This is a genomic window from Secundilactobacillus collinoides DSM 20515 = JCM 1123 (assembly GCF_001435975.1).
GTDB lineage: Bacteria > Bacillota > Bacilli > Lactobacillales > Lactobacillaceae > Secundilactobacillus > Secundilactobacillus collinoides.
On the sequence record NZ_AYYR01000024.1, the window covers coordinates 1 to 5863 of the forward strand.

The window sequence follows — 5863 nt, forward strand, 5'->3', positions numbered from 1 at the left end:
CTAGACCAATTATAAGAATAGGCCATTAGTGTTGCACTTAACTTGACAATTGAGGGCTTTTATTTTTCACAAATTTCTAGTAAAATAATAGCATTGAAAACATTTAAAAGCGCTTTCAATTTTGAAAATATTATGAAAAAGAGAACGGAGAGAATTTCATGGTAATACTTTTAGCCTTGATTCCCGCAATTTGTTGGGGAAGCATTGGATTGGTTAGTGGTAAGTTAGGTGGGAATTCCTATCAACAAACGTTAGGGATGACCGTGGGTGCCTTGTTATTTGGTATTTTTAGCCTCTTCTACTTTCATCCACATTACAGCTTGATGATCTGGGGCGTCGGCATAGCGTCTGGACTTTTCTGGGCTGTTGGACAATTTCAACAATTTCAGTCAATGAAAGCCATTGGTATTTCTGTTACTGTTCCAGTTTCTACCGGGGCACAACTGGTCTTCCAAAGTCTGGCTGGAGTTATCTTATTTAACGAATGGAACACAACGAAGACCCTGTCAATGGGAACGATTGCCATGATTATTTTGATTTTGGGGATCGTGATGACTTCTTTGCGTGACAACGCAAAACGCGATACGAGAGCTCGCACATACAATACTGGCGCCGGTGTCCGAGCAATTATCTTTTCAACCTTAGGGTACACGTTGTACACCGTTATCGTTGAATTGGGCAACGTCAACTCTAAGTCGGTTCTCTTACCGCAATCAATCGGGATGGTCATCGGAGCCCTGTTATTCGCAGCCGGCAAACATCCATTTGGCAAACCAATGGCCAAGAATATTATCACTGGTCTTGTTTGGGGCGTTGGGAACTTCTTTATGTTTATGTCGATTCCAGCCGTTGGGTTGGCCATCAGCTACTCACTGGCACAATCCGGGATCATCATCTCAACCTTCGGGAGTATCTTCCTGCTTGGGGAACACAAAACGCGTAAAGAGATGGTGTACGTCACCGTTGGCTCCGTGCTCGTTATTGCAGGTTCAGCCATTCTTGGAATTATGAAATAAATTTCGGTATAGACCATTCCTTTTTGGAAGAAAATCGGGTATAATAAAGACGATCCTAAATAAAGTGAGGTATATCGTTAATGGCACACATTTCATTTGATGCTTCAAAGCTTGATAAGTTTGTTCACGACAACGAATTGGGCGAAATGCAAGCATTAGTAAATGCAGCGGATGAAGAATTAAGAACTGGTACAGGCGCCGGCAGTGATTTTCGTGACTGGCTGAACCTGCCAGAAGATTATGACAAGACAGAATTTGCACGAATCCAGGCAGCAGCCAAGAAGATTCAATCAAACTCGAAAGTACTTGTTGTGATTGGTATCGGCGGTTCATACTTAGGCGCTAAGATGGCCGTTGATTTCTTACACGACACCTTCTATAACTATTTGCCAGATGAACAACGCGACTTCCCACAAATTCTGTTTGCTGGGAACTCACTGAGCCCATCGTACGTTTATGACTTGATTCATTTAATTGGCGACCGCGACTTTTCAGTCAACGTGATTTCAAAATCTGGGACAACGACCGAACCATCGATTGCGTTCCGAATCTTTAAGCAACGACTGATTGATAAGTATGGCGAGACTGAGGCTAAATCACGGATCTACGCTACAACTGACCAAAAGCGCGGTGCTTTGAAACAAGAAGCTGACGCTGAGGGTTACGAAGCCTTTGTTATCCCCGATGGCGTTGGTGGCCGGTACTCTGTTTTGACAGCCGTTGGGTTATTACCGATTGCGGCTTCCGGTATTGACATCGATCAGTTAATGACCGGTGCTCGAGACGCAATGAATGCCTACACTGACACTGATTTGACGAAGAATGAAGCCTACCAGTACGCCGCTTACCGGAACATTTTGTACCGGAAGGGCTATACAACTGAACTCCTAGAAAACTACGAACCAAACATGCAGTACTTTGCTGAATGGTGGAAACAGTTGATGGGCGAATCAGAAGGTAAGAATGAAAAGGGCATCTACCCATCATCAGCTAATTTCTCAACTGATTTGCACTCACTTGGTCAGTACATTCAAGAGGGGTTACGGAACTTGATGGAAACCGTTGTCTTTATTGACAAGCCAAACCATGATTTGGACATTCCTAAAGAAGATGGCAATCTGGACGGTTTACAGTACCTTGAGGGCCGGACGATGCACTTTGCGAACACCAAAGCCTTTCAAGGTGTCACATTAGCCCATACTGACGGCAACGTGCCTAATATGAGTGTTCACATCCCAGATCAGACCCCATACACCTTGGGTTACCTGATTTACTTCTTTGAAGTTGCTGTGGCCATTTCTGGTTACCTGAACGGTATCAACCCATTCAACCAACCCGGTGTCGAAGCCTACAAGACGAATATGTTTGCCTTGCTGGGCAAGCCTGGATTTGAAGAACTGGGCGAAAAGCTGAACAAGCGGCTCTAATACTCAACGATAAAGAGAGACAATAAAACAGCCTTACCCATGATCGTGATGATTGGGTAGGGCTGTTTTTCATGCAGCGGTTTTGCGAACCGTTAGTTAATTTCACCTTCGAGGGTGCTTAGATTGCCATTGTTTGAAAGGGTTTGATACTGTTTATAAGCCGCGACCCAGTTACCGTTTGCAATCGCTGTACGCAATTTTGTATACGCTGCGTTGTGGAAAACAACTGTCGTGGCTGCCTTTGATTCTGACGCGCTGAGACCAGTTGTTCTGTCCAGCAAGGCACTCGCCTCAGTTTGATTCTTAGCTGCTTTCATGATGGTGCTCATTTTTGTCTTTTGCAAGGTTGATGCTGCTTTATTTAGCGCGGCGTCCGTTTGCGAATCACCCGTTTTTGATGATTCAATTTTTTTTACGAGTTCATTTTTAACAATTTTATCTGCTGGTGTGTCTTTACCAGTGGTTGCACGCATCGTATTATTTAACTGCGGGAAGAAAATAACTCCGCAAATGATTAGAACCACTAGCAGTCCAAGTAACCCGCCGACGATTTTAGGCCAGCGTCGTTTCCTAGGCCTTGCCTGTCTTGAACGCATATTGTGCCTTCTTTCCAGCTGTCGCGCTAGTTATTTAAAAATTCGCCTGCGAACCAGCTGCCTACTAAAACTACCGCAACAATCAGGAAAATGCCGATAAAGGACGACGCGAATGCAAAAATTAGGCCGCCGATAATCAGAATTCCTAAAATGTGAAATAACCAACCGAATAACCCAAAGAAGATACGTAAACCGAAAAACAGGATTATGCCGATGATAATCAGTGTGAGCACGGTAATTCCTCCTCAATCCAATTTGTTGGCTCAATTATAAAGATAACAACGATGAAAGACTGTAGTTTTGCCTCATATTAAGATTAAATTAATCATTGGTACTGGTTTGACTATCCTGCCACTGCTGGTACAACTGTTCAGAAACCACAGGTGTTTTTTTAACAATGGTTTGGGCAAGTGACGAATTTTGATATTGCGCCGTGGTCCAGGTCGTTGGCACCAGCAGTAAAACGTTCAGCACTAGAAAAATAAACAGGTAGCGGATCACCAGACTGATGACTGCACCTAACAGTGCGTTGGCTTGGTGAATAATCGGCAACCGGGTGATCATGTTGATATCACGGCCAATTCGTCGGACAATCGCGTAAATGATACTGAACATGATAAAAAACAGAACGCCGGAAAATACACGTGGGACAGTGACCGTCGAAGTTGCGCTGCCGTTTGTGAACGCACTGTACAACCAGGTGGCTATTTTGTCACTGAAGGCCATCGTTAAGAGCCAGGCAATCGCGTAGGCGACTAGCCGGACAAGCATGATGGCAAACCCGTGCCGGTAGCCGGAAATTAGGCCTAACGCTAAAATTAATATAATGACCAAAGTATAGACCATGGTTAAATCTCAATCCTCTCTTGGTACGCTTCTATTATACCGTGGCAGGTGGTAAATAATGTGTTAAGAATTATTGCGATATCATGACGTTTACTGTGTCAGTCCCACGGAGCATGCAGAAGTGCTATGCTGATATCGGAGAATTCAAATTGAACAAGGTGGCGGATGAACATGTTAAAAATGGTGGCGTTTGATATTGACGGTACATTGGCGGAAACTTTTCCAGTTATTTTTGAAGCGTTTCGCAAAACGGTGTTTGATTATACGGGCAAAACCGTATCGGATCAAACAATTTTGGCTACTTTTGGCGTCAATGAGGTTGGGATGCTGCGTGAACTTGCACCCGGGGCACCAGCATCAATAATGGATGACTTCTATCAAAATTACCGTGATGCACATCGGGTACTCAGCGGGCCGTTTAGGGGTGTTCAAGAGGTGCTGCAGACACTTCGCGAGGCCGGCGTGAACGGCAGTCGTCACGGGGAAGGAGGCTGAAAGCTGTGAAATAACGCTCTCAGCGTTAAACCTGACTTCTGCATTTGCACCAGTACTGACTGGTGACCCTGATCATCCTAATAAAGCAGCTCAATTTCAAAAATTGTTGACTGATGAAGGGCTGCAGCCTGACGAGCTCGCCTACGTTGGGGATACGGCGGGTGATTTAAAGAATTGTCGAGAGGTAGGGATTCATTGCTATTCAGCCGCCTGGGCCAACTCTGTTAAACTGGATGAGTTGAAATCGGCTGGTGCTGACATTTATTTAATGGTGTCGGACCTTCACCGTCAGTTAAGCAAAGTATTAGGGCATTAAAAAAACGAAAAAGGTCGCTAAACATTGTTAAATCAACGTTTAGCGACCTTGCTGTAACTCGATTATCACCCGCACGGGGATCGAACCCGTAACTCCGCCTTGAGAGGGCGACGTCTTAACCAATTTGACCAGCGGGCAATGGCTTGATGACACAATTATTTTAGAACATTATTAAATTTACACGTTTTTATACAGGAAGTCAACCATTTTGGGATAATATACGCTTTTTGGGGCAATATTCAAAAAAATCGAGTGGATTTTGCAATTGTCAGTTGACATTGATTTTAAAAGAAGTTAAACTATTAAATTGTCAGATAGCTTATCGCTTAATGGGTATTCGCCAAATTGGTAAGGCAGCGGACTCTGAATCCGTAAGTTACTGGTTCGAGCCCAGTATACCCAATTTATTATTAACCACCTGCATGAATATGCAGGTGGCTTTTTTTGTTTGGTTTGACAGTGAGGTGCACGCGTGCGGGTACTTAGACGCAATGATCGGCCGGACAAAAACCCGTCTTGGCTGCAGGTAACGACAGTCAAGACGGGTTATGTGTGTTTTTTAATTGTTGGTCTACAACTAGGGAAATAAGGTGCTTTGCCGGAACAGGTTTCGTATGGTAAGGGCCAGTGCGTAACTTGTTTTTAGTCGGAGAGCCAGACTTGGACTTTTCGAGTGTTGTCAGCATGGTAGTGCTTGCGATGTGGGATTTCAATTACATAGCCGAAACGAGTTTCACAAGGCAAGGGGCTTTGTTCCACTCTCTACTCAAACGACAAATCCAACAAAAATAAATGTTCCTTCTTAACATGACTGGTCGTGATCCAAAGATCGTGGTAGTCAGGCTTTGTTTGTTTCGTCAGTTCATAAAAGTGGTCCAGCAGGTCACCATTTTCGCCCAAGAAGTCATCGGTCATCAGGTTGACACTCAGTCGGTCGCTTGGAAAGTAAATATCCTGGTTAGCAACTTTCAACGTGTCTGGAATACCTATGGTCACAACGTTAGTGAATTCTTGCGGTTTAAAGATGACCCGGTCTGGATGCCGTTTGACGTAGGTCAAAACGTTGTAAATCGAATCAGAATTACTTGCCACAGTTTTGTTTCCTCTTTTCTTCCTCAATTGTCAAGTTAAGTGCAACACTAATGGCCTATTCTTATAATTGGTCTA

Annotated in this window: 8 protein-coding genes and 2 tRNA genes; 5 read left to right on the plus strand and 5 right to left on the minus strand. The window is 44.1% G+C overall.

Annotation, left to right across the window (positions count from 1 at the left end):
• The first annotated feature begins 158 nt into the window (after nucleotides 1-158).
• The gene (locus FC82_RS05725) at nucleotides 159-1016 is read left to right on the plus strand and encodes a GRP family sugar transporter (RefSeq protein ID WP_054762891.1); all 858 of its coding nucleotides are present in this window, start codon (nucleotides 159-161) and stop codon (nucleotides 1014-1016) included.
• 80 nt (nucleotides 1017-1096) lie between these two features.
• Nucleotides 1097-2443: a glucose-6-phosphate isomerase gene (locus FC82_RS05730; RefSeq protein ID WP_056996452.1), complete on the plus strand. Its 1347-nt coding sequence runs from the start codon at nucleotides 1097-1099 to the stop codon at nucleotides 2441-2443.
• Between the two features lie 92 nt (nucleotides 2444-2535).
• On the opposite strand, the gene FC82_RS05735 is transcribed toward FC82_RS05730, so the two are convergent.
• From FC82_RS05735 to FC82_RS05745, 3 genes are all read right to left on the minus strand, one after another.
• A complete protein-coding gene (locus tag FC82_RS05735) occupies nucleotides 2536-3039 on the minus strand; it encodes a hypothetical protein (protein ID WP_153021002.1) in 504 nt (167 codons plus the stop codon).
• Nucleotides 3040-3065: 26 nt separating this feature from the next.
• Nucleotides 3066-3272: a hypothetical protein gene (locus tag FC82_RS05740; RefSeq protein ID WP_054762887.1), complete on the minus strand. Its 207-nt coding sequence runs from the start codon at nucleotides 3270-3272 to the stop codon at nucleotides 3066-3068.
• 88 nt (nucleotides 3273-3360) lie between these two features.
• The gene (locus FC82_RS05745; RefSeq protein ID WP_056996453.1) at nucleotides 3361-3885 is read right to left on the minus strand and encodes a CvpA family protein; all 525 of its coding nucleotides are present in this window, start codon (nucleotides 3883-3885) and stop codon (nucleotides 3361-3363) included.
• A 171-nt stretch (nucleotides 3886-4056) separates the two neighbouring features.
• On the opposite strand from FC82_RS05745, the gene FC82_RS17320 reads away from it, so the two are divergent.
• Nucleotides 4057-4380, plus strand: coding sequence for an HAD family hydrolase (locus tag FC82_RS17320; protein WP_054762883.1), 324 nt, complete (start codon nucleotides 4057-4059; stop codon nucleotides 4378-4380).
• Nucleotides 4381-4411: 31 nt separating this feature from the next.
• Entirely contained in the window at nucleotides 4412-4696 is a 285-nt protein-coding gene (locus FC82_RS17325) for an HAD family hydrolase (RefSeq protein ID WP_268873496.1), read from the plus strand.
• Nucleotides 4697-4761: 65 nt separating this feature from the next.
• Here FC82_RS17325 and FC82_RS05755 read toward each other — a convergent pair.
• A tRNA-Glu gene (locus FC82_RS05755) sits at nucleotides 4762-4834 on the minus strand.
• A 192-nt stretch (nucleotides 4835-5026) separates the two neighbouring features.
• Here FC82_RS05755 and FC82_RS05760 point away from each other — a divergent pair.
• Nucleotides 5027-5099 (plus strand) — tRNA-Gln (locus tag FC82_RS05760).
• A 359-nt stretch (nucleotides 5100-5458) separates the two neighbouring features.
• On the opposite strand, the gene FC82_RS05765 is transcribed toward FC82_RS05760, so the two are convergent.
• Nucleotides 5459-5788, minus strand: a complete 330-nt coding sequence (locus FC82_RS05765; protein ID WP_054762893.1) for a hypothetical protein — start codon at nucleotides 5786-5788, stop codon at nucleotides 5459-5461.
• Between the last annotated feature and the right edge of the window lie 75 nt (nucleotides 5789-5863).

Bases quoted from the DNA above. Each gene is read 5' to 3' on its own strand.
- FC82_RS05725 (WP_054762891.1), top strand. From the start codon at position 159: ATGGTAATACTTTTAGCCTTGATTCCCGCAATTTGTTGGGGAAGCATT.
- FC82_RS05730 (WP_056996452.1), top strand. From the start codon at position 1,097: ATGGCACACATTTCATTTGATGCTTCAAAGCTTGATAAGTTTGTTCAC.
- FC82_RS05735 (WP_153021002.1), bottom strand. From the start codon at position 3,039: ATGCGTTCAAGACAGGCAAGGCCTAGGAAACGACGCTGGCCTAAAATC.
- FC82_RS05745 (WP_056996453.1), bottom strand. From the start codon at position 3,885: ATGGTCTATACTTTGGTCATTATATTAATTTTAGCGTTAGGCCTAATT.
- FC82_RS17320 (WP_054762883.1), top strand. From the start codon at position 4,057: ATGTTAAAAATGGTGGCGTTTGATATTGACGGTACATTGGCGGAAACT.